We start from the raw sequence: 24826 nt of genomic DNA on the forward strand, positions 1-24826 counted from the left end.
GCCTAGCCGAGATCGCGCTTCCACTGGTACAGCAGATCAAGCGCCTCGCGCGGCGAGAGCGCATCGAGATCGGCCGCGCGCAGATTGGCGAGCAGATCATCGGCGGGCGAAGGGGCGGCGGGTTCGGCCTTCACGCTTGCGGCAAACAGCGGCAGATCGCCCAGCCCTGCGGCGATCCCGCCGGTCTGCTCGCGGGTGGCCTCAAGCTTGGTGAGCACGGCCTTGGCCCGCGCGATCACCGGCGCAGGCAGGCCCGCCAGCTTCGCCACCGCAAGGCCATAGGAACGATCCGCCGGGCCTTCGGCCAGTTCGTGCAGCAGCACCAAATCGCCCTGCCATTCGCGCGCACGGACATGGTGGAGCGAGAGGCCCGCGCAGCTTTCAGCCAGCCGCGAGAGTTCGTGGTAATGGGTCGCAAACAGGCAGCGACAGCGGATCTGGCCATGCACCGCCTCGGCCACGGCCCAGGCCAGCGCGAGGCCATCATAGGTGGAAGTGCCGCGCCCCACCTCGTCCAGAATGACGAAACTGCGGCTGGTTGCCTGCGCGAGGATGGCCGCGGTTTCGACCATTTCGACCATGAAGGTCGATCGCCCGCGCGCGAGATTATCCGATGCCCCGACGCGGCTGAACAGCCGGTCAACCAGCCCGATCGTGGCCGATCCGGCGGGCACGAAAGACCCCGCCTGCGCCAGCAGCACGATCAGCGCGTTCTGCCGCAGGAAGGTCGATTTGCCGCCCATGTTCGGCCCGCCGATCAGCCAGAGATAATTCTCCGGCGTAAGCGCGCAGTCATTGGCGACAAAGCGCTCGCCGGCCTTGGCGAGCGCGGCTTCGACCACGGGGTGACGCCCGGCGATGATATGCAGCGCCGCATCTTCGGTGATAGTCGGACGGGTCCAGTCGCCTTCGGCCGCCCGTTCGGCATGGCCTGCCGCAACATCAAGCCGCGCCAGCGCCGCCGCCGTGCGGGCAATCGCTTCGCGCGCCGCGACCGCCTGTTCAACCAGCTGCGCGAAATGGGCTTCTTCAGTGGCGAGGGCATGGCCGCCCGCTTCGGCAATCCGGCTCGCTTCGGCGTGAAGGGTAAGCGAATTGAACCGCACCGCATCCTTCATCGTCTGGCGGTGGGTAAAACCGCTGTCCGGCGCCATCAGCCGATCAGCATGGCGCGCGGGCACTTCGATAAAATAGCCGAGCACGCCATTATGGCGGATCTTGAGCGCGGCAATCCCGGTTTCATCGCGGTAGCGCGCTTCCATCGCCGCGATGGCGCGGCGGGCATTGCCCGCAGCCGCGCGCAATTCATCGAGCGCGGCATCGAACCCTTCCGCGATGTAGCCGCCCTGCCCCCGTTCGGTCGGCGGGCTTTGCACCAGCGCGCGGGAAAAGTGATCGGTCAGTGCGCCGTGGCCGGTCAACCGGGTCAGAATATCATCGAGCAGCGCCGGACGATCCGGCGCGCCCGTGAGCCAGCCATGCAGCCGCTGCGCTTCGCCAAGACCATCGCGAAGCTGGCCGAGATCGCGCGGCGAGCCGCGCCCGGCCACCACCCGCCCTAACGCCCGCCCAATATCCGGCAGGCTGCGCAAGGCTTCGCGCAGCCGGGCCCGCTCGATCGGGCGGTCGCGCCAGAATTGCACCAGATGGAGCCGCGCTTCGATCGCCGCCTTGTCCGTCAGTGGGGCGGAGAGATCTTCCGCGAGCAGCCGCGATCCCGCCCCGGTGGCGCAGCGATCCACTGCTCCGATCAGGCTGCCGGCGCGGCCGCCGGTGCTGGCCTCAAGGATTTCGAGGCTCGCCCGCGTTGCCTCGTCCATCGCGAGCCCGGCATCGCTGGCGCGCGCCACCGGCGGGAGCAGCAAGGGAAGCGAGCCGCGCCCGACATGATCGAGATAGGCAATCAGACCACCCGCCGCCGCCAGCATCGCACGGCTGAACTGGCCAAACCCGTCGAGCGTCGCCACGCCGTGCAGGCCGCACAGCCGCTCACTGCCCGCATCGCTCGAAAAGCGGGCGCGGGGATGGAGGATCGCCCCGTCCGGGCCGTGTTGCCAATCTTCCGGCACCACCACTTCGCTCGGCCCGAGCCGCGCCAGCGCCGCGCTCAGCAAGGCGGGCGGGCAGTCCTCGAGCACCATCGCGCCCGTCGAGATATCGCAGGAGGCGAGCCCGATCGTGCCCCGCACCTCGGCAAGCGCGACCAGCAGATTGGCGCGGCGCGGTTCGAGCAGGGCTTCCTCGGTAAGCGTGCCGGCCGTCACCAGCCGGACAATATCGCGCTTCACCAGCACCTTGGACGAAGGCAGGCCTTCGCGCTTGGCGCGTTCCTTGGCTTCGTCCGGCGTTTCGACCTGTTCGGCTATGGCGACCCGGCAGCCCGCCTTGATCAGCCGCGCGAGATAGCTTTCCGCCGCATGCACCGGCACGCCGCACATCGGGATCGGCGTGCCGCCATGTTCGCCTCGCGTGGTGAGCGCGATATCAAGGATCTGCGCGGCGGTGCGCGCATCATCGAAGAACAGCTCGAAGAAATCGCCCATCCGGTAGAACAGCAAGGCCTCGCCCGCTTCTTCGCGCAGCGCGAGGTATTGCGCCATCATCGGAGTGGGTTTCGAGGCGGGATCGGCGACCATTTCCTCCGAGTAACTGCGCCCCGCGCGATTCGCCACCGCTGGACGCGGCGCTTTCCCCCAAACTCGCCCCTATCGCTTTGCGTCTGCCCAAGCTAAGCGTCACCCGTGGCCGGGGGCGGACGCGCAAGAGAAGACTGGAAGAGCATGGCTGACGATAAAAAGAGCGGTTTCACCACGCGCGAAGCGCTGTTCTATCACGAGACGATCCGGCCGGGTAAGCTGGAGATCGTCGCGACCAAGCCGATGACAACGCAGCGCGATCTCAGCCTCGCCTATTCGCCGGGCGTGGCCGCCCCGGTCGAAGCGATTGCCGCCGATCCCTCGCTCGCGGCGCGCTACACCGCCCGTTCGAACATGGTGGCCGTGATTTCCAACGGCACCGCGATCCTTGGCCTCGGCAATCTCGGCGCGCTGGCGTCGAAGCCGGTGATGGAAGGCAAGGCGGTGCTGTTCAAGCGCTTCGCCGATGTCGATGCGATCGATCTCGAACTCGCCACCGAAGACCCCGATGCCTTCATCAATGCGGTCGCGCTGATGGAGCCGAGCTTCGGCGGCATCAATCTTGAGGATATCAAGGCGCCCGAATGCTTCATCATCGAAGCCGCCCTGCGGGAGCGCATGAAGATCCCGGTGATGCATGATGACCAGCACGGCACCGCGATCATCACCGCCGCCGGCTTGCTCAACGCCTGCCATCTGACCGGGCGCGACATTCGCGATGTGAAGGTGGTGGTGAACGGTGCGGGCGCGGCCGCGATTGCCTGCACTGAGCTGATCAAGGCGATGGGCGTGCGCCATGATAATGTGATCCTGTGCGACCGTTCCGGCCCGATCACGCCGGGCCGTGACGGGGTAGATCAGTGGAAAAGCGCGCACGCTGTCGCGACCTCGGCAACCAATCTCGAAGAGGCGCTGGTGGGCGCGGATATCTTCCTCGGCCTGTCGGCCGCCGGCGCGCTCAAGCCCGATTGGGTGAAGAAGATGGCGGACAAGCCGATCATCTTCGCGATGGCCAATCCGGTTCCCGAAATCATGCCCGACGAAGCCAAGGCCGTGCGCCCCGATGCAATCATCGCCACCGGGCGCAGCGATTTCCCCAATCAGGTCAATAATGTGCTCGGCTTCCCCTTCATCTTCCGGGGCGCGCTTGATGTGCAGGCGACCACGATCAACGAGGAAATGAAAGTCGCCGCTGCCGAAGCCATCGCCGAACTCGCGCGCCAGCAGGTGCCCGAAGAAGTGGCGAGCGCCTATGGCAAGAACCAGAAATTCGGCACGGATTACATCATTCCCGCCCCCTTCGATCCGCGTCTGATCGAAGTCGTCTCCTCGGCCGTCGCCAAGGCGGCGATGGATTCGGGCGTGGCCCGCGCGCCGATCGAGGATTTCGAGGCCTACCGGGTGCAATTGCGCTCGCGCCTCAATCCCACGACCTCGGTGCTCACCGGGATGTATGAAATCGCCAAGGCCAATCCCAAGCGCATGGTGTTTGCCGAGGCCGAGGAAGAAGTGGTGCTGCGCGCCGCGATCCAGTTCCGCGATTTCGGCTATGGCACGCCCATTCTCGTGGGCCGCACCAAGGCGGTACTCGACAAGCTGCACCAGCTTTCGGTGAGCGATCCCGGCAGCTTCATCATCGAGAATTCGGCCGACAGCGCGCATGTGCCAGCGATGGTCGATTATCTCTACAAGCGGCTGCAACGCCGCGGCCACACCCTGCGCGATGTCCGCCGTCTGGTGAATCAGGAACGCAATGTCTTCGCCGCCCTGCTGGTGGCGCTGGGGCATGGCGACGGGATGATCACCGGCATGACCCGCACCTTTGCGCAAAGCGTGCGCGAGGTGAACATGGTGCTCGACAAGAAGCCCGGCGCCTTGCCCTTCGGCATTCATATGATGATCGGGAAGAACCACACCACCTTCCTCGCCGATACCACCATCAATGAACGCCCCAATGCCGAGGAACTGGCCCATATCGCCAAGGAAACCGCGGCCGTGGCGCGCCGCATGGGGCATGAACCGCGCGTGGCGTTCCTGTCCTATTCGACCTTCGGCAATCCGTCGGGCCAGTGGCTGGCGAGCATCCGCGATGCGGTGGCGATCCTCGACAAGGACGACCCCGGCTTCGAATATGAAGGCGAGATGGCGCCCGACGCGGCGCTCAACCCCAAGGTGATGGCGCTCTATCCCTTCAGCCGCCTGTCGGGCCCGGCCAATGTCCTGATCATGCCGGGGCTGCAATCGGCGAACCTTTCGGCCAAGCTGCTGCGCGAACTCGGCAGCAATGCGACCGTCGGCCCGATGCTCATCGGGATGGAAAAGCCGGTGCAGATCGTGCCGATGACAGCGCTTGCGCCTGACGTGCTGACCCTTGCCGTGCTGACTAGCGCGGGGGTTGTGGGGTGACAGTCGCCCGCGCCGCCATTGCCTATTGGGCGGTGGTGTTTGCGCTGGGTTTCGTGCTGGGCACGCTGCGCACGTTGTGGCTTGCGCCCGCGATCGGACTGCTTCCCGCGACCCTTGCTGAATTGCCGGTGATGCTGGCGGCAAGTTGGTGGGCAAGCGGCTGGCTGGTGCGACGCTGGCAGATTGCCAGCGCCACAGCCGCGCTCGCCATGGGCGGCCTCGCCTTTGCCTTGCTGATGGCGGCCGAGCTGGGCCTCGCGATGGTTCTGATGGAGCTATCACCGGCGCAATGGCTCGCCGGGCTGCGCCAGCCGCATGCGCTGATCGGGCTGGCCGGTCAGCTGGTGTTTGCCGCCCTGCCGTGGTGGCGGGTGCGCGGGGCCGTCACTTCCGCCTGAAGCGGAAATACCACACCTCGTGCCCATAGACCGTGCGGGCCTTGTGCTCATAGCGCGTGGCCGGCCAGCCTGACGGGCGCACCTGCCAATCGGCAGGCTTTTCCACCACCCATTCGAAGGTGTCGGTGTGGCGCTGCATCACCATCAGTGCGTGGCGCAGATAGATGTCATGATCCGTGCCAAAGCGCAGCTCGCCGCCGGGCTTCAGCTTGTCGGCGAACATCTGCACCGGGCCGTCATTCATCATCCGCCGCTTGGCATGGCGCGCCTTGGGCCAGGGATCGGGGTGCAGGAGATAGATCATGGTGAGCGCGCCGTCGGGCACGCGCTGCAACACTTCGAGCGCATCGCCATGCTGGATGCGGATATTGGGAAGGCGCTGCTCCTCGATATGGGTGAGCGCCTGCGCCACGCCATTGAGGAACGGCTCGGCCCCGATAAAGCCGTGATCGGGCAGCAGATCGGCGCGGTAGGCGAGATGCTCACCTCCGCCAAAGCCGATCTCGAAATGAAGCGGGCGCGAATCGCCGAACAGGCGTTCCGAGGTAACCGGGCCTTCGCCAGGCACGGCGATCTGCGGCAGGAGGTTATCGACCAGCCCCTGCTGGCGGGTGCGCAGCGGCTTGCCTTGGGCGCGGCCATAGAGCCGGTTGAGCGTGGTCGGATCGCCGGGTTTGAAAGCTGTCATGCGCGCGCCCATAGAAAAACGCCCGCGGTGTGACCACCCCGGGCGTTTGATAATCCTATTCAGCCAGATGCCAGCCCGCAGGGGCTATCGCCCTCAAGCAGCGAAGCGGTGGGGCAGCAAAGACGCACCGAGGGCGAGGGCCCGGACGGGCCCTCGCAAAACCGATTACGCCGCTTCGGCTTCCTCGCCTTCGTCGCGCAGCACGTAGCCGCGGCCCCACACGGTTTCGATGTAGTTCTCGCCACCGCAGGCCAGCGCCAGCTTCTTGCGCAGCTTGCAGATGAACACGTCGATGATCTTGAGCTCGGGCTCGTCCATTCCGCCATAAAGGTGGTTGAGGAACATTTCCTTGGTCAGCGTGGTGCCCTTGCGCAAGCTGAGCAGCTCGAGCATCGCATATTCCTTGCCCGTCAGGTGCACGCGGGCGCCATCGACTTCGACGGTCTTGGCATCAAGGTTAACCGCCAGCTTGCCGGTGCGGATCACGCTTTGCGAATGGCCCTTCGAACGGCGCACCACGGCGTGGATGCGGGCAACCAGCTCTTCGCGATGGAACGGCTTGGTCACATAATCATCCGCGCCGAACCCGAAGGAACGGATCTTCGAATCCATTTCCGCCACGCCCGAAAGCACCAGAACCGGGGTCTGCACCTTGGCGACGCGCAGCTTCTTGAGCACGTCATAGCCATGCATGTCAGGCAGGTTCAGGTCGAGCAGGATGATATCGTAATCATAGAGCTTGCCCAGATCGAGGCCCTCTTCGCCCAGATCGGTCGAATAGACGTTGAAACCCTCGGTGGTGAGCATCAGCTCGATAGCCTTGGCAGTGGTCGGTTCGTCTTCGATCAACAGAACGCGCATGGCTGTCCCCTTATCTTGCCCCTTGGTAACCCCAGCTTAGGAGAGGTTGCCGCGAATTAACCACGCCACGTGTCACCAAAAAAGGTTAATAAGATGTTTAAGGCGTTAACACATTTTGACTGAGTCCTTGGTGCCACACCGGAAATCCCCGCGCGAGAATGTGAAGATGGCACCTTTGCGGGGTTAAAGCGAATCAACGGGTGCGTTCAGGTCAGCCCGGCAAGCTTCTTGGCGCGGCGGCGTTCCGCGCTTGATCCGAGCCCGATCGCCTCGCGATATTTGGCCACTGTCCGGCGGGCGAGATCAAAGCCTTCCTTTTGGAGCATTTCGGCGAGTGTCTGGTCAGACAGGATCGCCTTTACATCCTCGGCATCGATCAGCGCCTTGATCCGCGCCTTGATTGCGGCAGAGGAGGCGCCTTCGCCATCGGCCCCCTCGCCGACCCGGCCCACCCCGCTGGTGAAGAAGAATTTGAGCTCGAACGTCCCGCGCGCGCAGGCCAGATATTTGTTGCTGGTGACGCGGCTGATCGTGCTTTCGTGCAGCTCGACCCGCTCGGCAACCTCGCGCAAGGTCAGCGGGCGCAGCTCGGACACCCCGCGGCGGAAGAACCCGTCCTGCTGGCGCACGATCTCGGCCGCCGTTCTGAGGATCGTCCTTTGCCGCTGGTCCAGCGCGCGAATCAGCCAATGCGCATCAGCGAGCTTTTCTTTGAGCCAGGCATCCGCGGCCGGATCGCCTGCGCTGCCCTTGGCGATTTCGGTGGCGTAGCCGCGGTTGACGATGAGGCGCGGCAGGGTTTCCTCGTTGAGCGCAATGTCCCAGCCGCCCTTGCCGTTATCGTGCACCAGAATATCGGGCACCACGCTGCTGATCGCGGCCGGGGCAAAGGCCAGCCCCGGCTTGGGATCATAGCCGCGCAATTCGCGCAGCATATCGGCGAAATCCTCGTCATCGACCCGGCAGAGCCGCTTGAGCCGTTCGATTTCCCCCCGTGCGACCAGATCAAGATTGGCGATCAACGCCGCCATGCAGGGATCGTAACGATCCGCCTCGCGCGCCTGGATGGCAATGCATTCGGCCAGATCACGCGCGCCGACGCCCGAGGGATCGAGCGACTGGACCAATCGCAGCGCCGCTTCGGCGGTGCGCTGCGCGATGCCGAGATCATCGGCGACTTCCTCAATCGGAAAAGGCAGATAGCCTGCCTCATCGAGCAGGCCGATAATATGCCGCGCGGCGAAATCCTCCTCGTGGCTGCGCGACAACGCGCCAACCTGCGCCTCGAGATGTTCGCGCAAGCTGATCTCGGCGGCCTGCCGTTCGGCGAAATCGCCATATTCATCCTCGCCGCCGCCACCGCCCCCGGCGCTCGCGCCCCATTCGGCATCCCGCAGCGACCGCGCGCCATCACCCGTGTCGACATCACGATCAAGCGCCGCGCCGCCCAGATCCAGTGGCGCGTCCGCCTCGCCCCGCCCGGCCAGCATCAGCTGATCGGCAGTGGGGGCTTCGGGCGGAAGTTCAGGCGCATCACCCGCAGGCGCGCCAGCGACATGCCGCACCTCGCCCGCTTCGAGCAAAGGGTTGGCTTCGAGCGCTTCGGCAATGAACGTCTCGATCTCGAGGTTGGATGCCGCCAGCAGCCGGATCGCCTGCTGCAATTGCGGCGTCATCACCAGCGATTGCGATTGGCGAAGGTCAAGGCGCGGACCGAGTGCCATGCCTGTTCCCGCTAGAGCGTGAAGCTTTCACCGAGATAGAGCCGCCGCACGTTTTCATCGGCGACAAGCTCCTGCGGGCTGCCGGCAAACAGCACTTGCCCGCCGTAGATGATGCAAGCGCGATCGACGATGTCGAGCGTTTCGCGCACATTGTGATCGGTGATCAGCACCCCGATGCCACGTTGCTTGAGGTCTTTGACCAGATCGCGGATATCGCTGATCGACAGCGGATCAATGCCCGCAAAGGGTTCATCGAGCAGCATGATCGAAGGCTTCGCCGCCAACGCCCGCGCGATTTCGCAGCGGCGCCGTTCCCCGCCCGACAGCGCCATCGCGGGCGAGGCGCGCAGCCGGGTCAGGCCGAACTCATCGAGCAGGCGTTCCAGTTCGTCGGCGCGGGTGGCCGCATCCGGCTCAACCAGTTCGAGCACGCAGGCAATGTTCTGTTCCACCGTCATGCCGCGAAAAATGCTGGTTTCCTGCGGCAGATAGCCCAGCCCCAGCACCGCACGGCGATACATCGGCAGCTTGGTGACATCGACGCCGTCCATCAGGATGCGGCCCGAATCGGGCTTCACCAACCCCATGATCGAATAGAAACAGGTGGTCTTGCCCGCGCCGTTCGGGCCAAGCAGGCCGAGCACCTCGCCCTTGGCTACTGTCAGCGAAATATCGGTCAACACGCTGCGCTTGTCATAGCTCTTGGCGATGGAAATGACTTCGAGCCCGCCGCCCGCAGGCGCGGAATTGGCCGGACCGGTCGGCGTATCGAGAGCGAGAGCTTGCATCATGCGCGGCCATGTTTAGCAGACAGGGCGGACCGCGAAAGTCCCCTTGCGCGGATAAAATCAGCGTTTGGCAGGATTTTTGCTGTCCGCACCCCAGCTTGGGCCGACTGGTTGCCAAATCCGCCTGAATACTTCCTCTTTTCAGCCCCATGGCATGAAGCGCGCGCCTAACCGGCTGACTAACGGCACAGCCCAAAGGGGTTGTTGCATCGCGTCTGCTTGTTTGCGATACTCGGCGCTCTGGGGACACAACCGTTGGGGAGCGGTGACATGGCAAAACTAACCCAAGTCAGCAGGCCGAAGTCGGCCAAACCGCTCGACTGGCGCCGCGCGATCAGCGACCATGTCGCCTATGCGCTGCTGGTCTACACCGGCTTGCAGATCTTCTTCACGGTTCATGCTCTCAACGAAGGCGCTTCGGGCATGCTGCCCTATCTGGCGCTGATTGTGCTGGTCGGCGGGATCATCCCGGTGTGGCGCCGCTTTGAAGCGCGCTGGAGCGGGCTGGACGATGCCGATGCCACCAATCCCGCTTATGCGACCGCCTTCCGCCGCGATATCACGGCGCTGTGGGCACTGGCCATCGGCCTGCCCTTTGCGCTGACGCTGCTGTTCAAAGGCCTGCTCGCCGCTTTCTGACAAGGGCGACAGGCAGGCACACAGAGCGCCTGCCTGACTTGCATAATGCCTCAGCCGCGCGGCGCGCCGGGGTGTTCCTTGTGCTCGATCGCCAGCGCGCCAGCCTGTTCGGCCTTGTAGCGATCGATTGATTCGATCAGCAGGCGCTCAGCCGTGGCCTTGCCTTCCCAGCCTTCGCACTTGACCCACTTGCCCGGCTCCAGATCCTTGTAATGGGTGAAGAAATGCTCGATCTGATCGAGGAGGATCTTGGGCAGATCGCTGTATTCGGCGACGTTCTCGTAATAGGGGTAAACCTTGTTGACGGTGACGCACAGCAGCTTGGCATCGCCGCCGCCATCATCTTCCATCATCAACACGCCAACAGGGCGCACGCGCACAACCGAGCCGGGAAGCAGCGGCGAGCGCCCGACAATCAGCGCATCCATCGGATCGCCATCTTCCGCGAGCGTGTGCGGAATGAAGCCGTAATTGCAGGGGTAGCGCATCGGGGTGTGGAGGATGCGATCGACGAACAGCGCGCCTGATTCCTTGTCGAATTCATACTTCACCGGCTCGCCGCCCAGGGGCACTTCGATGATGACATTGACATCGTGCGGAGGGTTCACGCCAGTCGGGATCAGATCGATACGCATGGTGGTCTCGTTTATGGCTGAGGCCCGGAGCGCAGCGCAAAGGGCTGCGGGGCCGAGAGGAAACAGGCTTGGGCGGTGCCCTTAATGCCTCTCGCAGGATTGCGAAAGACCCCGCGTGGCCTTAATCGCGCGCTGCACGGTAAGGATACCCATGAGCAAGAACACCCCGCAAGCCATCAGAGGCACCCAGGACATCTTCGGCGCGGACGCCGAGGCTTTCGCCTTCGTGGTCGAAACCTTCGAGCGCGTCCGCCGCCTCTATCGCTTCCGCCGGGTGGAAATGCCGGTGTTCGAAAAGACCGAGGTGTTCGCGCGCTCGCTGGGCGAGACGACCGATGTGGTGTCGAAGGAAATGTATTCCTTTGACGACCGCGGCGGGGAGAGCCTGACCCTGCGCCCCGAATTCACCGCCGGGATCGCCCGCGCCTTCCTGACGAACGGCTGGCAGCAATATGCGCCGCTGAAGGTCGCGACCCACGGGCCGCTGTTCCGCTACGAGCGCCCGCAGAAGGGCCGCTACCGCCAGTTCCACCAGATCGACGCCGAGGTTATCGGCGCGGGCGAGCCGCAGGCCGATGTCGAGCTGCTGGCGATGGCCGACCAGCTTTTGAAGGAGCTGGGCATTCACGATGTGACGCTGCATCTCAACACGCTCGGCGATGGGGCGAGCCGCGAGGCGTGGCGCGCGGCGCTGATCGACTATTTCCGCGCGGTGAAGGGCGAGCTTTCCGAGGAATCGCAGGAACGGCTGGAGAAGAACCCGCTACGGATTCTCGATTCCAAGGACCCGCGCGACAAGCCGTACCTCGCCGATGCGCCCAAGATCGACGCGTTTCTGTCAGACGAGGCCAGCGCGTTCTTCGCTGCCGTCACCAGCGGGCTGGATGCGGCGGGGGTGAAGTGGGTGCGCGCGGAAAGCCTCGTTCGGGGCCTCGATTACTACCGCCACACCGCCTTCGAGTTCATCCCCGACGCAGGCAGCGCCTCGGCAGCGGCCTTGGGGAGTCAGAGCACGGTGCTCGGTGGCGGGCGCTATGACGGGTTGATGGAAAGCCTCGGCGGCGCACCGACGCCTGCGGTCGGCTGGGCTGCGGGGATCGAGCGGCTGGCGATGCTGGTGGGGGCGCGGGAGGATGAGCGGCTTGAATTTGCGGTAGCCGCAGAACATGCTTCCCGAGAGCAAGAGGCACTAGAAGCGGTTAGCATGTTTCGCCGTATGGGCTTTCGTGCAGAGCTATTTGCCAGCGGAAGCCCCCGCAAGCGATATGACAAGGCTCGCAAGGCATCTCCTGCGGTATTGATTTCTATGGACGTCCGCAACGACCAAAGCGTTCAAAACTGGCTGACGACATTCCCTGAAGTCGAAAGAGAAGAGGAGGCATTTCAGGCCTTCATCAGTCGATGGGATATTCCCGACGATATCGAAGTCTAGTCTTCACACCCCGCCCCGGGCTTGACCCGGGGCCCCGCTTTTCTTCTCGCGGCGGGCCATTAAGTAGCGGGATCCCGGGTCAAGCCCAGGAAGACGAGAGACACACCGAACCCCATGCAAATCCCCCCCGAACGCCTTGACCAGATCGCGCACCGCTTTGCGGAGCTGGAAGCGCGCATGGCGTCCGGCACGCTCGAGGGCGACGCCTTTGTCCGTGCCTCGCGCGACTATGCCGAGCTCGAACCCGTCGCCAAGATCGCCGCCGAGGTGAAATCCGCGCGCGAGGAGATGGACGGCTTGCACGACATGCTCGCTGATCCCGAAATGAAGGCGATGGCCGAGGAGGAACTGGCCAACATCAAGGCGACCCTCCCCGAGCTCGAACGCCGCCTCGCCATTGCGCTCCTCCCGCGCGATTCCGCCGACTCCAAGCCCGCCATGCTCGAAATCCGCGCCGGAACGGGGGGCGATGAGGCCGCGCTGTTCGCCGCCGACCTCTACCGGATGTATGAACGCTACGCCGCCGAACAAGGCTGGAAGGTCGAGCCGGTCAGCATCAATGCCTCGGACATCGGCGGCTTCAAGGAAGTCATCGCCAATGTCACCGGCACCGGCGTCTTCGCGAAGCTCAAGTTCGAAAGCGGCGTCCACCGCGTCCAGCGCGTCCCCGTGACCGAAAGCGGCGGGCGCATCCACACTTCGGCGGCGACCGTTGCGGTGCTGCCCGAGCCCGACGAGGTCGACATCGCGATCGAGGACAAGGACCTCAAGATCGACGTCTACCGCGCCTCGGGCGCCGGGGGCCAGCACGTCAACACCACCGATTCGGCGGTGCGCATCACCCACTTGCCCACGGGCACCGTGGTGACCTGCCAGGACGGCCGCAGCCAGCACAAGAACAAGGAAAAGGCGATGCAGGTGCTGCGCACGCGGCTCTACGATGCCCAGCGCGAAGCGACGCAGGGCGCCGAGGCCGAGGCGCGCAAAGCGATGGTCGGCTCGGGCGACCGCTCCGAACGCATCCGCACCTATAACTTCCCGCAGGGCCGCGTGACCGATCACCGCATCGGGCTGACACTGCACAAGCTGGAAGAAGTGCTTGCCGGGCCGGGGCTGGGCGAGCTGATCGATGCGCTGATTGCCGAGGACGAAGCCAAGCGGCTGGCGGCGCTGGCGGAATAAACTCACAATCCGTTCGTGCTGAGCTTGTCGAAGCACCGTTTTTATCTTTTCAGTGCGAGGCCAAAGTGAAGGACGGCCCTTCGACAAGCTCAGGGCGAACGGATTTGGTTCTGGTGGGCGAAGCCATCCGCGCTGCTGCCGAGACGCTCGCCGCCGTCAGCGACACCGCGCGGCTCGATGCCGAATGGCTGATGGCGCATGCGCTCGGGGTGAGCCGTTCCGACATGCTGCTGCGCCACATGCGCGACCCCGCCCCGCCGGGCTTCGCCGCCTTGGTCGAGCGCCGCGCCGCGCATGAACCCGTCGCCTATATCACGGGCACCACCGAGTTCTTCGGCCTCACGCTCGCCGTCACCCCCGCCACCCTGATCCCGCGCGGTGACAGCGAGACGCTGGTTGCGGCCGCGCTGGAGGCTGGCCCGCCCACAGGGCGCGCGCTTGATCTCGGCACCGGCTCGGGCGCGCTGCTGCTCGCTGTGCTGGCGAACCGCGAAGGCTGGGAGGGGGTCGGGATTGATGCCTCGGCGCCTGCGCTGGCGGTGGCGGCAGGCAATGCTGCCGCGCTCGGCCTGAGGCCGCGGAGCGCATGGCATCATCGCAACTGGCACACGCCTGGCTGGGCGGATGGGCTCGGCACCTTCGACCTCATTCTGTGCAACCCGCCCTATGTCGAGACCGAGGCCGCGCTGGATCGGCAGGTGCGCGACTGGGAACCAGCCAGCGCGCTGTTCGCCGGGCCGGAGGGGCTGGATGATTACCGCGTCCTGATCCCCCAGCTTCCGGTGCTGATGAAGGCAGGGGCACGCGCGATCCTCGAGATCGGCGCAGGGCAAGCCGATGCCGTTGCCGCCATCGCCACTGCGGCCGGCTTCACCAGCGCCTTGCGCCGCGACCTTGCCGACAGGCCGCGCGCGTTGATCTTGCAGGCATGAATTTTGGCGGGGGGCTTGGCAAATGCTGCGCGCACCGCTAACCCCGAATCAGGTCAGACGACTTGCGAAGGGCGCAAATCGCTGAGCCTTGCTCCAAAACTCAGCTGATCGGCCATCAGGGTCATGCCCTCGGTCACAGCGGCGCGGAGTGCGCCGGGCGTCTGCCGGAACAGCCGGTGGCACTGCGCAAAGACAAGGGGTCTGTGGACCGCGAGTGCTTGTTTTCACATCGCCGGTCACTGATGAGGAACCGCTTCCTTGAATAACAACCGCAATAATCGCCGCCGTGGTCGCGGCAATCGCAATCAGGCTGGCAGCAGCAATCAGGTCAACCGGATTGACAGCCGGGCGCGCGGCAATGCCCCGCAATTGCTTGATAAGTACAAGAAGCTCGCGCAGGATGCCCAGCACAATGGCGATCGCGTGCAGATGGAATATTATCTGCAATTCGCCGATCACTATTTCCGCGTGATTGCCGATAACAAGGCTCGTCAGGAAGAATCCCGTGGTCGCCGCTTTGAAGAGCGCGAGCAACCGCAGGACGAAGCGGACGACGATTTCGATTTTGATCGGCCGCGGCGGGTCGAACGGGCGCCCCGCCCGCGCCCCGATGAAGAGCAGGCCGTGGTCGCTGACGAAGGCGAATTCGGCAGCGAAGGGCCCTTTGCAGCCGAAGGCGAAGCGTTCCTCGGCGATCCTGCCGAAGATGCCGCAGCGGCGGCCGATGCGGCGGCCGAGCGCGCCTCGGCGCGTCGCAGCCGCCAGCGCAAGCCGCGTGACACCAGCGGCGAAAAGCGTGCCGATCGGGGCGATCGCCCCGAGCGCGGTGACAGGCCGCGTCGCAAGCCGCGCCGCGGCGATGATGCCGATGATGCTCCGGCGGGCATTGATTCCGCCGTGCTCCCGCCCTCGCTGCGCGCGGACGAGGCGGGCGAGAACGATGGCAATCTCGAAACAGTCGGCTGAGCCTTGCGGCTGACCTTCTGACATCCCCCAAGGGCGAGGCATGATGCAGAATCGCTTGCCCAAGGTGGCTGAGTGGATAGAGCGCTTTCCCAAGGGGATCGCGCTGGTGCTCGGCCTGATTGCGGCCTGCGCCTATCCGCCTTTGCACCTCTGGCCGCTTGGCCTCGCTGCGCTGGCGGGCTTTGTCTGGCTGATCCATCGGGCGCCGAACTGGCGCGCCGCGCTTGCCCGTGGCTGGGTATTCGGTTGGGCGCATCTGACGCTCGCCAACAACTGGATCGCCACAGCTTTCACCTACCAGGCGGAAATGCCCGCCGCGCTGGGCTGGGCTGCCGTGCCGCTGCTGTGCATTTACCTCGCGTGGTATCCCGCTTTTGCTGCGCTCGCGGCGCATCTGTTGGCACGGCGCGCGCCGCTCTGGGCCTTCGGGCTGGTGCTGGCGGGGACATGGATCATCACCGAAGCCTTACGCGGCTGGGTGTTTACCGGCTATCCGTGGCCGCCGGTGGGGCTGATGCTGCTGAGCGGCTGGGACGCGCCGGGGTTGGCGCTGCTGCTGCCGTGGCTTGGCACCTATGCGCTCTCCGGGCTGGCGATGATGATCGCGGCGGGCCTGCTCTGGGCGCTGGTCGAGCGGCGCTGGCTGGCCTTCAGCGGGATCGCGCTGCTCACGGGCACCGGGATGCTGGCCGATCCCTTGGCCGAACGGGCGAGCAGCGCCACCCGCTACACGTTGGTCCAGCCGCTGATCCCGCAGGACGAGATCAATGATGGCTCAAAGTATGAAGAGCAGTTCCAGCGCATTGCCCGCCTGACGGCCAAGGGGCGCGACACCTCGCGGCTGGTGCTGTGGCCGGAAAGCGCGGTGCCCGATTATCTCGAAGATGGCTATCCCGAACGCTACTATCTGCAAATGACGGTGCGCGGCGATCCGGCCTATGCCCGCGAACGCATAGGGCGGGTCATCGGGCCGCAATCGACGCTGCTGACGGGTGTCGTCAATCTCGACATCGGCACACGGCCGGATGGCACGCGCGGCGCTGTCAGCGCGCGCAATTCGGTGCTGGCGCTCAATGGCGCGGGCGAGATCACCGCGCATTATGCCAAGGCGCATCTGGTGCCCTATGGCGAATACCTGCCGATGAAGCCGCTGCTCGAACCGCTCGGGCTGGCGCGGCTGGTGGCAGGCACGATCGATTATGATCCCGGCCCCGGCCCGCGCACGCTGGATCTGGGCAAGCATGGCAAGGCGGGCATCCAGATCTGCTATGAAATCGTGTTCTCCGGGCATGTGGCCGACCGTACGAACCGCCCGGACTATATCTTCAACCCGTCGAATGATGGCTGGTTTGGCCGCTGGGGGCCACCGCAACATCTGGCCCAGGCGCGGATGCGCGCGATCGAGGAAGGGCTGCCGGTGCTGCGCTCGACCACCACCGGCATCAGCGCGGTGATCGATGCCAACGGCGTGGTGCGCGGGCATGTGGCAGGTGGCAAGGCCGGTGCAATCCACGGCCGCATTCCCGCGGCCAAACCGCCGACCCTGTTCGCGCAGTTGGGCCACGCGCTGACGCTGGCTTGGGCGGCATTGCTTCTGGCGCTGGGCCTTGGCCTGCCAAGATGGCTTGCACGCCGCGCGCAGCAAGGCTAGGGCAGCGATCAAAGGCCAGACATAAAGGTTTCCTTATATCTGCATAAGGGCACGGGTCTGGTGCAACCCTATCTGCCGGAGGCTCCCTTGCGCGAGAATTACCTGTTCACCTCTGAAAGCGTTTCCGAAGGCCATCCCGACAAGGTTGCCGATCAGATTTCCGACGCCATCGTCGATCTGTTCCTCTCCAAGGACCCCGAAGCGCGCATCGCTTGCGAAACGCTGACAACCACGCAGCTGGTGGTGCTGGCGGGCGAAATCCGCTGCAAGGGCGTCTACGAGAACGGCCAATGGGTCCCCGGCGCCAAGGAGGAAATCGAGGCGACCGTGCGCAACACAGTGAAGCGCATCGGTTACGAACAGACGGGCTTCCACTGGGAAACCTTCCGTTTTGAAAACAACCTCCATGGCCAGTCGGCGGAAATCGCGCAAGGCGTGGACGCGGGCGACAACAAGGATGAAGGCGCAGGCGATCAGGGCATCATGTTTGGCTATGCCACGGATGAAACCCCCGGCCTCATGCCCGCCACGCTCTATTACAGCCACAAGATCCTTGAACGCATGGCGGCCGATCGCCACGCGGGCAAGGCGCCGTTCCTCGAACCCGATGCCAAGAGCCAGGTGACGTTGCGCTACGAAGGTTCGCTGCCGGTCGCGGCCACCGCCGTGGTGGTTTCGACCCAGCACAAGCAGGGCTATTGCCTGACCGGCGATCATGCTGATCCCGCCAAGTATGCCGAGCTTGAAGCCTATGTGAAGAAGGTGGTGGCCGATGTGATCCCGCCGGTGCTGCTGCGCGAGACCAAGTATTACATCAACCCCACGGGCGCTTTCGAGATTGGTGGCCCGGATGGCGACGCGGGCCTGACGGGGCGCAAGATCATTGTGGACACCTATGGCGGCGCAGCCCCCCATGGCGGCGGCGCCTTCAGCGGCAAGGATCCGACCAAGGTTGACCGTTCGGCTGCCTACATCACCCGCTATCTCGCCAAGAACGTGGTCGCGGCGGGCCTCGCCACGCGCTGCACCATCCAGATCGCCTATGCGATCGGTGTGTCCGAACCGCTTTCGCTTTATGTCGACACGCACGAGACCGGCACGGTCGGCGACGACACAATCGAACAGGCGATCCTGGGCATTGCCAAGCTCGGCGGGCTGACCCCGCGTGCGATCCGCACGCATCTTGGCCTCAACAAGCCGATCTACCAGCCGACGGCGGCCTATGGTCACTTTGGCCGCGATGCCGAAGGCGACTTCTTCCCGTGGGAGCGGCTCGATCTGGTCGCTGATCTCAAGGCCGCGCTGGCTTAACCACCCCGCCTCTTGCGAACATAGGGCAGGCCTCCCACCCCGCGGTGGGGGGCCTGCTTGCTTTCAGCCCTCGTCATCCGCGCCCAGCACGGGCGACGGACGATCGAGCGCGAGCTCGGCCTCGGAAAAGGTGAAGGGGCTGCGCACCCCGGCCATGCCGCCCAGCTCCACTCTGAGGCCGCGCGCGATCACTTGCGGATCGGCAAAGACTTCATCCAGCCGGTTGATCGGCCCGGCGGGAACGCCTGCCGCGTGGCACGCATCGAGCAAGCCCTGCTTGCTCCACCCGGCCGTGGCCACCGCAATTGCGGCATCGAGCGCAGCGGCGTTGGCGGTGCGCTCGCCATTGGCGGCAAAGCGCGGATCGCGCGTCAGGTGATCGAGGCCCAGCACGCCCATCAGCTTCACGAACAGCCCGTCATTGGCGGGGGCAAGGATCACATGGCCATCGCGCACCGCGAACACCCCATAGGGCGCAACCTGCGCGTGGGCATTGCCCATCCGCGGCGGATTTTCGCCGGTGGCGAAGAAATAGCTTGCCTGATTGGCCAGCAGCGCCACCGAGGAATCGAGCAGGCTCATGTCGATCTGCTGCCCGCGCCCGGTGCGGTGCCGCATCAACAGCGCCGCCTGCACCGCATTGGCGGCCCAGATGCCGGTTGCGAGATCAGAGATCGAAACCCCTACACGCACCGGATGCCCCGCCGGATCGCCGTTGAGCGACATCAACCCGCTCATCCCCTGTGCGACAAAGTCATACCCGGCCTCGTGCGCGCGCGGCCCGGTCTGCCCGAAGCCGGTGATCGAACAGGTGACCAGCGCCGGATTGGCGGCCGCGAGGCTCGCATGATCGAGGCCGAATTTGGCGAGCGCGCCAGTCTTGAAATTCTCGATCACCACATCGGCCGTTGCCGCCAGTGCCTTGACCCGCGCCAGCTGCGCGGCGTTCGTGAAATCGGCGATGATGGAACGCTTGCCGCGGTTGCAGGCATGGTAATAGGCCGCCTCGCGGTGCACCTTGCCCTCGGCATCCACCCGTTCGACCCACGGCGGCCCCCACAGCCGGGTGCCATCACCTTCCGGGCTTTCGACCTTGATCACATCCGCGCCGAGATCAGCGAGGATCTGCCCGCAAAACGGCCCCGCCAGCACGCGCGCCAGTTCGAGCACCTTCAAGCCCGCCAGCGGCGCCTTGGGATTGCGCGGGTGATCAAGCCACACGGTCATGCCGGCTTCACCACCATCAGCCACAAGACGGCGACCATCGGGACGGTGCTGATCAGGCCCCAGGTGATCCAGCGGCGCGACAGCGCGCGGTATTCATCAGACACCACGCCGCCATCCGCGAACCCATGCGCCAGCCGCGCCTGCCGCACCTGGATCGGCACCAGAATACCCAGCCAGATCAGCCCGGCGACCACGAACAGGATCTGGCTCGCAATCAGCCACAGATCCTCGAACAGGGGATAGCCCATCAGCAGCGCGCAACCGTAACCGCCCACCATGGTGAGCACGATGCCGGGAATGGTGAGACCGAAATCCGTGCCTGTCACCAGCCTTTGCCCGAACGCAATGATGCGGGCATCGCCGGTGCGGTTGGCAAACACCTTCCACACTGCTGTCACCGTGATGTTGCCGACAAGCAGGATCACCCCGGTGTAATGGAGGAACAGCAGGAGGTAATAGCCGGTCATCAGGTTCAGGCGTGTGCGAGCGCCACCTCGTAATGGGCGGTGGTAAAGGCCGCGATATCCGCCTCGCTTACCCCCGGCGCCAGTTCGATCAGGCGGAACGGGCTGGCATGATCGGCGCGGGCGAACACCCCGAGATTGGTGATGATCATGTCGACCACACCCTTGCCGGTAAGCGGGAGCGTGCAAGCGGGAATGAACTTGGGGCTGCCGTCCTTCGCCGCGTGATCCATCACCACGATGATCTTCTTGACACCGGCGACAAGGTCCATCGCCCCGCCCATGCCCTTGATCATCTTGCCGGGGATCATCCAGTTGGCGATGTCGCCGTTCTCGGCCACTTCCATCGCGCCCAGCACGGTGAGATCAATGTGCCCGCCGCGGATCATGGCGAAGCTCGAAGCGCTGTCGAAATAGGCGGAATGGGGCAGCTCGCTGATGGTCTGCTTGCCGGCATTGATCAGATCGGGATCAATATCCTCCTCATAGGGGAAGGGCCCGATGCCCAGCATCCCGTTCTCGCTTTGCAGCGTCACCATCATGCCTTCGGGGATGTGGTTCGCCACCAGCGTCGGGATGCCGATGCCGAGATTGACGTAATAGCCGTCGCGCAATTCCTTGGCGGCACGCGCGGCCATCTGGTCGCGGTTCCAACCGGCGGGCGGGGTCTTGGCCTCGGGAGTGGTCATGGAATGAGGGCCTCACTAATGGCGTTGCTGACAAGGGGGTTGGCGATGAATGACCAGGCGGCGCAACCTGCCGTTACGCGCCGCATGCCCACCGCCTACACCCGCTCGCGGATGGTGCGGAATTCGATCTTCTTGTCGTAGGGCGCGCCGACGATCATGCGCTTCACATAGACACCGGGCAGATGGATCTGATCGGGATCGAGCGCGCCCGCGGGCACCACTTCCTCAACCTCGGCGACGCAGATCTTGCCGCAGGTGGCCGCGGGCAGGTTGAAATTGCGCGCAGTCTTGCGGAACACCAGATTGCCGGTCTCATCGGCCTTCCACGCCTTGATGATCGCCAGATCGGCAAAGATCCCGCGTTCAAGGATGTAGGTCTGCATCACGCCGTCGCGATCGGGGAATTCCTTGTGCTCCTTGCCTTCGGCGACCAGCGTGCCGACGCCGGTGCGGGTGTAGAAGCCCGGAATCCCCGCGCCGCCCGCGCGCATCCGCTCGGCAAGCGTGCCTTGGGGGCAGAATTCGACTTCGAGCTCGCCCGCGAGATATTGCCGCTCGAACTCCTTGTTTTCGCCAACATAAGACGAAATCATCTTCTTGACCTGCCGCGTGCGCAGCAGCTTGCCGATGCCTTCATTGTCGATCCCGGCATTATTGCTGACAAAGGTCAGGCCGGTGACCCCGCTGTCGCGGATGGCATCCAGCAGGCGTTCGGGCAGACCGCACAGGCCAAAGCCGCCTGCGGCAATCAGCATGTCGTCGCGCAACAGATCGGCGAGAGCCGTGGCGGCGTCAGGATAGAGTTTGCTCATGCGCGCTGCCTAGTATTTGCATCCGCATTGCACAACACCGGGAACGCCACGCCGCGCATTTCGCCATGGCCGCAGTGCGATCAGGAGAATCACCGGAGAATCACCAAATTGCTGCATCGCAATATAGATTGTGAGCGATCACAATGACCGTGAGATAGGCATTTGCCTATTTTCTCGGCACAAACATGCAGAATTTTTCACATAATAGTCAAAAAATTGGGATCAATGACGAATTTTGCAACCCGATCTGCGCCTTTCGCACTTGCGCAAAGGCGCATTTTGCTGCAAATGCGAAAGTGCCTTTCAGGCATCCTCTCCCAAACTTTCAAAGCCCGGCCTCGTGCCGGGCTTTTTTTATGCCGGGCGAGCAAAGGGAGGCGAGGGGTTTGCCGGCACCACGCCCGCTCGTCAGTGCGCGGCATCCCACGACAGGCCAGTGCCGATGTCCACGCCCAGCGGGACGCTCAGGGCGACGGAGGGCAGCGCTGCCTCGGCCATGACTTGCCGGATAATCGGGGTGGCGGCTTCGACGCGCTCTTCGGGCAGCTCGAACACCAATTCGTCATGGACCTGCAACAGCATCCGCACATCATGCAACCCGGCTTCGGCGAGCGCGGGCAGCATCCGCGCCATCGCGCGCTTGATGATATCGGCGCTGGTGCCCTGGATCGGCGCGTTGATCGCAGCGCGCTCCGAACCCTGCCGCTCGGCCTGATTCTTGGAATTGATCCGCGGGAACCACGTCTTGCGGCCAAACAGGGTTTCGGAATAGCCCTTGGCGCGCACGCTTTCGAGCGTTTCCAGAATGTAGCGCTGGATGCCGGGGAAGCGTTGGAAGTAGGTGTCGATCATCGCCTGCGCTTCTTCGGGCGCAACTTCGAGCCGCGCCGCCAGCCCCCAGCGCGAAATGCCGTAGAGGATCGCGAAATTGATCGTCTTGGCGCGGGCGCGGGTGTCGCGGGTGACTTCGCCGAACATCTCCCGCGCGGTGCGGGCGTGGATATCCTCGCCCTGCGCAAAGGCATCCTTGAGCGTCTCGACCCCGGCCATATGCGCGGCGAGCCGCAATTCGATTTGCGAATAGTCCGCCGCCAGCAGCACATTGCCCGTTTCGGGCACGAACGCCTCGCGGATCTGGCGGCCGATCGCGGTGCGCACCGGGATGTTCTGCAAATTGGGATCGGTCGAGGACAGGCGCCCGGTCTGCGCGCCCACCAGCGAATAGCTGGTGTGCACCCGGCCGGTGGCAGGATTGATCGCCTCTTGCAGGGCATCGGTATAGGTCGATTTGAGCTTCGCAAGCTGGCGCCATTCCAGCACCAGCCGCGCAATCGGCGCCCCTTCGGCAGCCAGCTTTTCCAGCACCGAAACATCGGTGGAATATTGCCCGCTCTTGCCTTTCTTGGCGCCCTTGTAACCCAGCTTCTCGAACAGGATATCGCCAAGCTGCTTGGGGCTGCCGACCGTAAATTCCTGCCCGGCCGCCGCATGGATTTCGCCTTCGAGCCGGGCGATTTCCTTGGCGAATTCCTCCGACAGCTTCGCCAGCCGCGCGCGATCAACCTTGATCCCTTCGCGCTCCATCGCGGCCACCACCGGGATCAGCGGGCGATCAACCCGCTCGTAAATCCGCGAGCCGCCTTCCTCGGCAAGGCGCGGCTTGAGCACGCGGTAAAGCCGTAGCGTCACATCGGCATCTTCCGCGGCATATGCGGTGGCGCGATCCAGCGGCACTTCGCCAAAGCCGATGGCCTTCTTGCCGGTGCCGCAGATATCCTTGAACGCCAGCGGCGTGTGGCCGAGATGGCGTTCGGACAATTCGTCCATCCCGTGGCCGCCGCCCATGCCGCTTTCGCCGCGCCCCGCATCCAGCGCGAAGCTGATCACCATCGTATCCTCGATAGGCGCAACCATGATCCCGCTGCGGGCGAACAGGTTGAGATCATACTTGCCGTTCTGGAACACCTTGATGACGCTATCGGCCTCGAGCAGGGGTTTGAGCGCGGCCAGCGCCGCATCCAGCGGCACCTGCGCGGGCTTCTGCGCGAACATGTCGTCGCCGCCCCCGCCGATATTATGGTGCGCGAGCGGGATGTAGCACGCATCATTCGGGCCAAGCGCGAGGCTCACCCCCACCAGTTCGGCGCGCATCGCGTCCAATGATGTCGTCTCGGTATCGACCGCCACCAGCCGCGCGGCCATGGCCCGGGCCACCCATTCTTCCAGCCGTGCCAGCGTCTGCACGGTTTCATAGGCGCTGCGGTCGATCTTGGGCATTTCGGGCAGCGGCTGGCGGTTCTGTTCCGCCGTGCCATTCGCCCCCGCCGTGCTCGGCTTGGGCGGGTTGAGATCGGTTGCGCGCGCGGGTGAGCCATTGCCGGTCTCCAGCCGCTTGAGCAGCGAGGTAAAGCCGTGCTTGGCCAGAAACGCCGCCAGCGGTTCGGGCGGGATCTTGCCGAGCTTCATCTCCGCGATCGGCTGGGGCAGCGCGCAATCTTCCTTGAGGGTCACCAGCACTTTCGACAATTCGGCATCGGCGCGGCCTTCGATCAGGCGTTCCTTGAGCTTGGATGGCTTCATGGCGGGCGCTGCATCCAGCGCAGCGGTGAGCGAGCCATGCTCGGCAATCAGCTTGCTCGCCGTCTTCGGCCCGATCCCGAAAATCCCCGGCACATTGTCGACGCTGTCGCCCATCAACGCCAGCACATCGCCGACCAGCTCGGGCGGGACGCCGAATTTCTCCTCGACTTCCTCAAGATAGATGCGCTGGTTCTTCATGGTGTCGAGCATGTCGATGCGCGCGCCATTTTCCTCGCCCACCAGCTGCATCAAATCCTTGTCGGACGAGACAATCGTGACGTTCCAACCCATGCGCTGCGCTTCGCGGGCGTAGGTCGCGATCAGATCATCCGCCTCCAGCCCGGGCACTTCGATGTAAGGCAGGCTGAAAGCGCGGGTCGCATCGCGGATCAGCGGGAACTGCGGCACGAGGTCTTCGGGCGGCTCGGGGCGGTTGGCCTTGTAATGTTCGTAGATGTCGTTGCGGAAACTCTTTCCGCTCGCATCAAGGATCACCGCCAGATGGGTTGGCCCGTCGGCCTCGTCGAGATCAGCCGCCAGCTTCCACAGCATCGTGGTGTAGCCATAGACCGCACCCACGGGCGTGCCTTCGGGGTCAGTCAACGGCGGCAGCCGGTGATAGGCGCGGAAGATATAGGACGACCCGTCGACGAGGTAGAGATGCTGTTGTGGCTCGGTCATGCCGCTTGCTAGCAGGCACGCGGGCGCGGCGGTAGGGGGCGATCAGCGTGGGACGAAATGCGTCAAATCCGGGGCGAGGTTCGCCGGGCCGGGTTGCCGCCCGGGATCGCACTCTCTAGCTTCG

General features: G+C 64.6%; 20 protein-coding genes. 9 read left to right on the forward strand and 11 right to left on the reverse strand.

Going from position 1 to position 24826, the window contains the following annotated elements:
* Positions 1-2: 2 nt before the first annotated feature.
* Complete coding sequence (gene mutS, locus SOQ14_RS06365) at positions 3-2636, reverse strand: DNA mismatch repair protein MutS (RefSeq protein ID WP_322897222.1); 2634 nt, start codon at positions 2634-2636, stop codon at positions 3-5.
* Between the two features lie 144 nt (positions 2637-2780).
* On the opposite strand from mutS, the gene SOQ14_RS06370 reads away from it, so the two are divergent.
* Both SOQ14_RS06370 and SOQ14_RS06375 read left to right on the forward strand, forming a co-directional pair.
* On the forward strand, positions 2781-5042 hold the full coding sequence (locus tag SOQ14_RS06370; protein WP_322897223.1) for an NADP-dependent malic enzyme: 2262 nt from the start codon (positions 2781-2783) through the stop codon (positions 5040-5042).
* Positions 5039-5440 carry a hypothetical protein gene (locus SOQ14_RS06375; protein ID WP_322897224.1) on the forward strand — a complete coding sequence of 134 codons (402 nt, stop codon included), beginning with the start codon at positions 5039-5041 and terminating at the stop codon, positions 5438-5440. Before SOQ14_RS06370 ends, SOQ14_RS06375 begins: the two co-directional genes overlap by 4 nt.
* Here the strand turns inward: SOQ14_RS06375 and trmB are convergent.
* The 4 genes from trmB to lptB all read right to left on the reverse strand — a co-directional run bounded on the left by trmB (position 5427) and on the right by lptB (position 9501).
* Positions 5427-6128 (reverse strand): tRNA (guanosine(46)-N7)-methyltransferase TrmB, encoded by a 702-nt coding sequence (trmB, locus tag SOQ14_RS06380; protein WP_322897225.1) that lies wholly within the window; start codon positions 6126-6128, stop codon positions 5427-5429. The genes SOQ14_RS06375 and trmB overlap by 14 nt on opposite strands.
* Positions 6129-6293: 165 nt before the next feature.
* Positions 6294-6989, reverse strand: coding sequence for a response regulator transcription factor CtrA (gene ctrA, locus SOQ14_RS06385; RefSeq protein WP_322897226.1), 696 nt, complete (start codon positions 6987-6989; stop codon positions 6294-6296).
* A gap of 206 nt (positions 6990-7195) precedes the next feature.
* The gene (gene rpoN / locus SOQ14_RS06390; RefSeq protein WP_322897227.1) at positions 7196-8713 is read right to left on the reverse strand and encodes an RNA polymerase factor sigma-54; all 1518 of its coding nucleotides are present in this window, start codon (positions 8711-8713) and stop codon (positions 7196-7198) included.
* An 11-nt stretch (positions 8714-8724) separates the two neighbouring features.
* Positions 8725-9501: an LPS export ABC transporter ATP-binding protein gene (lptB, locus tag SOQ14_RS06395; RefSeq protein WP_322897848.1), complete on the reverse strand. Its 777-nt coding sequence runs from the start codon at positions 9499-9501 to the stop codon at positions 8725-8727.
* Positions 9502-9771: 270 nt separating this feature from the next.
* On the opposite strand from lptB, the gene SOQ14_RS06400 reads away from it, so the two are divergent.
* Positions 9772-10140: a hypothetical protein gene (locus SOQ14_RS06400; protein WP_322897228.1), complete on the forward strand. Its 369-nt coding sequence runs from the start codon at positions 9772-9774 to the stop codon at positions 10138-10140.
* Positions 10141-10190: 50 nt separating this feature from the next.
* On the opposite strand, the gene ppa is transcribed toward SOQ14_RS06400, so the two are convergent.
* Entirely contained in the window at positions 10191-10775 is a 585-nt protein-coding gene (gene ppa / locus SOQ14_RS06405) for an inorganic diphosphatase (RefSeq protein WP_322897229.1), read from the reverse strand.
* Between the two features lie 151 nt (positions 10776-10926).
* Between ppa and hisS the strand changes: the two genes are divergently transcribed.
* The 6 genes from hisS to metK all read left to right on the forward strand — a co-directional run bounded on the left by hisS (position 10927) and on the right by metK (position 18249).
* Positions 10927-12207, forward strand: coding sequence for a histidine--tRNA ligase (hisS, locus tag SOQ14_RS06410; RefSeq protein WP_322897230.1), 1281 nt, complete (start codon positions 10927-10929; stop codon positions 12205-12207).
* A 114-nt stretch (positions 12208-12321) separates the two neighbouring features.
* Entirely contained in the window at positions 12322-13389 is a 1068-nt protein-coding gene (gene prfA / locus SOQ14_RS06415) for a peptide chain release factor 1 (RefSeq protein WP_322897231.1), read from the forward strand.
* Positions 13390-13502: 113 nt separating this feature from the next.
* Positions 13503-14321 (forward strand): peptide chain release factor N(5)-glutamine methyltransferase, encoded by an 819-nt coding sequence (gene prmC / locus SOQ14_RS06420; RefSeq protein WP_322897232.1) that lies wholly within the window; start codon positions 13503-13505, stop codon positions 14319-14321.
* Between the two features lie 258 nt (positions 14322-14579).
* The gene (locus tag SOQ14_RS06425; protein WP_322897233.1) at positions 14580-15287 is read left to right on the forward strand and encodes a DUF4167 domain-containing protein; all 708 of its coding nucleotides are present in this window, start codon (positions 14580-14582) and stop codon (positions 15285-15287) included.
* A gap of 43 nt (positions 15288-15330) precedes the next feature.
* A complete protein-coding gene (gene lnt, locus SOQ14_RS06430) occupies positions 15331-16938 on the forward strand; it encodes an apolipoprotein N-acyltransferase (RefSeq protein WP_416232746.1) in 1608 nt (535 codons plus the stop codon).
* A gap of 87 nt (positions 16939-17025) precedes the next feature.
* Positions 17026-18249, forward strand: a complete 1224-nt coding sequence (metK, locus tag SOQ14_RS06435) for a methionine adenosyltransferase (protein WP_322897849.1) — start codon at positions 17026-17028, stop codon at positions 18247-18249.
* Positions 18250-18312: 63 nt separating this feature from the next.
* Here the strand turns inward: metK and SOQ14_RS06440 are convergent, their stop codons facing one another.
* The 5 genes from SOQ14_RS06440 to polA all read right to left on the reverse strand — a co-directional run bounded on the left by SOQ14_RS06440 (position 18313) and on the right by polA (position 24702).
* Positions 18313-19470, reverse strand: coding sequence for a CaiB/BaiF CoA transferase family protein (locus tag SOQ14_RS06440; protein WP_322897850.1), 1158 nt, complete (start codon positions 19468-19470; stop codon positions 18313-18315).
* Positions 19471-19472: 2 nt separating this feature from the next.
* The gene (locus SOQ14_RS06445; protein ID WP_322897235.1) at positions 19473-19943 is read right to left on the reverse strand and encodes a DUF2269 family protein; all 471 of its coding nucleotides are present in this window, start codon (positions 19941-19943) and stop codon (positions 19473-19475) included.
* Positions 19944-19948: 5 nt separating this feature from the next.
* On the reverse strand, positions 19949-20629 hold the full coding sequence (locus tag SOQ14_RS06450; protein ID WP_322897236.1) for a 3-oxoacid CoA-transferase subunit B: 681 nt from the start codon (positions 20627-20629) through the stop codon (positions 19949-19951).
* A 95-nt stretch (positions 20630-20724) separates the two neighbouring features.
* On the reverse strand, positions 20725-21441 hold the full coding sequence (locus SOQ14_RS06455) for a CoA transferase subunit A (RefSeq protein WP_322897237.1): 717 nt from the start codon (positions 21439-21441) through the stop codon (positions 20725-20727).
* 408 nt (positions 21442-21849) lie between these two features.
* Positions 21850-24702, reverse strand: a complete 2853-nt coding sequence (gene polA / locus SOQ14_RS06460; RefSeq protein WP_322897238.1) for a DNA polymerase I — start codon at positions 24700-24702, stop codon at positions 21850-21852.
* Positions 24703-24826 lie beyond the last annotated feature (124 nt).

Source organism: Erythrobacter epiphyticus (assembly GCF_034653295.1).
GTDB lineage: Bacteria > Pseudomonadota > Alphaproteobacteria > Sphingomonadales > Sphingomonadaceae > Erythrobacter.